The organism is Oryzibacillus soli, assembly GCF_051594765.1.
Taxonomy (GTDB): domain Bacteria; phylum Bacillota; class Bacilli; order Paenibacillales; family NBRC-103111; genus Paenibacillus_AR.
Map to the genome: position 1 here is coordinate 1 of NZ_JBPPGJ010000054.1, position 2,157 is coordinate 2,157.

The window sequence follows — 2,157 nt, forward strand, 5'->3', positions numbered from 1 at the left end:
CCAAGGTATTTATCCTTATAAAACACATCTAAAACAGCCTCGATATACTCCGAGTTTTCATTATATTCATTACTGCTTTCCATCCAATGACTTATAGTTATTGAAAGTCTGCTATGTTTTAAATCAATTAATTCTCTTTGAGAGTCTATAAAATACTCACTAAACTCTTTTGGTTCTTCAACTATATAATTATTGAAACTAATCCAAAAATAGTTGATAACAACGGTTTTTATATCATTGTCTTTAGACCAATTTTTCAGTTGATCTAGTACTAATAGGTTCATATTTCACCTTTTCTTTGCCATATTTCGCCTAACATTGTTGTATTCACGAATCCTCACCACCTTAAGGAAGCACGGATCCTAAAGCGAAGCTGGATCCCGACCGGCCGCGACGCGGTTAGGTGGTGCAGGGTTGTCTGCTGAATCTACTTCTCCGAAATGCCTCTGTAGACCAAGGGCCCGCCAGGTCCCGCAGCGTGAATACGGTGTTATGTGATGCCTGTGCCTTCTTGAATTCGCTTCAAAATATCTACGATCTTTAAGTCCTCTATGTCTTGTATTTGAACCCCATATATTTCTTGTATTTTTATATATTTTTCATTCAACATCCCGTCCGTCCAACAAAAATCATGCATTGAAGTTTTATCACTAACAAACATTTCATAATAATCCATTTCAAATATTTCTTTAAAAAAACGAACTGCTTCATTCTCAAATTGATTCATTCGTTTTACACTCGCATAACTGAGTTGAACCCTGTGACCAGGTCTGGGAAGTATATGTCCTTCTGATTTATGTTTATCAAATTGTTCTTTCAGCTTTAAATATGCTTCTGTTTTGGTTTGTCCATCTCCATTCATCCAGTACCAATTTATTATTCTTGCTTCCCATGGATACATAGTAAGATTAGTCTCTGATAGGTCCAGCAATTGTTGTTGTCTAAATTCAATTGGGTAGTCGTGTAAATTCCAACTCGATTTAAAAAAAGAGAATAGAAACTTGTACGTTCTTTTTAAGGGTCTTGTATATTTTGAGAATTGATTCATTGTATCCTCCTTTAATCATGTATTGCGCAGGTTTCACATAACGTTGTTGTATTCACGAACCCTCACTGGCTTAAGGGGCGTAAGCCCCGAGTCCGACGGACTTAGCCAGTGCAGGGTTGTCTGCTGATTCTACTTCCTCGAAAAGCTTCTGCAGACCAAGGGCCGTTCAGACCCGCAGCGTGAATACGGTGTTATGTAAAGCTACTCCACTTCCTCGAATCTACTATGCTCTTCCTCAATTCCCTTCATCTGTGCAATATGTCCTTTAGTATGTTGTATTAAAAAATAAATATATTGATATACATCGATCTTTCCTAAGTTATTTACTGTCATTTTCGTTTTGTATAGAATACCTTCTCCTTGCTTTAAACGTTCAAGTATGACTAAACATTCGTTCATTTGTTCAAGGATTTTATCTTTTACTTCATCTCGTGTTAGATCACCTTTTGGCTCCATATGTTCCGGTCTTACCCAAGTAAATGATTTAAAGATCGCGATTTCATTGAGTTCATCTAGGTTGTATTTATAGTTTTGTAAAGCTTCTTCAAGATGCTTAGGATCCTTTGCTAACAATAAAGACTTTTCTTGGCCCTTCCTGACTAAGATCAATAGATAATGGTTTGTTAATGCAATATGTTCGAGGATCTGCTCTATACTCCATGTTGTACCTGATATATAAGACATTAATGATTGAGTCTTCTCAAACCATTTAAGTACATCAGACAGTGTTTTAGTTATATCTTCTTTTATTACTTTTATTGTTTTACCCACAGTCATAACTAACCACTTCCTTTTATAGTCTTTGGAGTAGTTTCACATAACGTTGTTGTATTCACGAACCCTCACTGGCTTAAGGGGCGTAAGCCCCGGGTCCGACGGACTTAGCCAGTGCAGGGTTGTCTGCTGATTCTACTTCCTCGAAAAGCTTCTGCAGACCAAGGGCCGTTCAGACCCGCAGCGTGAATACGGGGTCTGTCAAGAATTTTGTGTAAGCTCATTTATAGGGAACTCCCCCGGGGAGGGGGAGTTGGCCTGTCTACCGTAAATGTTGACCGACCCGATCAGGAAAAAAGACCGACAGCTGCAACAGCATTTGTCCCCAGTTCTGA

At 38.4% G+C, this 2,157-nt stretch carries 3 protein-coding genes; all 3 read right to left on the minus strand.

What is annotated here, in order from left to right:
- Nucleotides 1-284, minus strand: a 284-nt coding sequence (locus ACSEXW_RS27990; RefSeq protein WP_438449477.1) for a hypothetical protein, incomplete at its 3' end; no start/stop codon positions are given.
- A gap of 206 nt (nt 285-490) precedes the next feature.
- Nucleotides 491-1,048, minus strand: a complete 558-nt coding sequence (locus tag ACSEXW_RS27995) for a hypothetical protein (RefSeq protein ID WP_438449478.1) — start codon at nt 1,046-1,048, stop codon at nt 491-493.
- A gap of 201 nt (nt 1,049-1,249) precedes the next feature.
- Complete coding sequence (locus ACSEXW_RS28000; RefSeq protein WP_438449479.1) at nt 1,250-1,825, minus strand: DinB family protein; 576 nt, start codon at nt 1,823-1,825, stop codon at nt 1,250-1,252.
- Nucleotides 1,826-2,157: the final 332 nt, after the last annotated feature.

Coding starts and splice junctions, on each gene's coding strand:
- ACSEXW_RS27995 (WP_438449478.1), bottom strand. CDS start 1,048: ATGAATCAATTCTCAAAATATACAAGACCCTTAAAAAGAACGTACAAG.
- ACSEXW_RS28000 (WP_438449479.1), bottom strand. CDS start 1,825: ATGACTGTGGGTAAAACAATAAAAGTAATAAAAGAAGATATAACTAAA.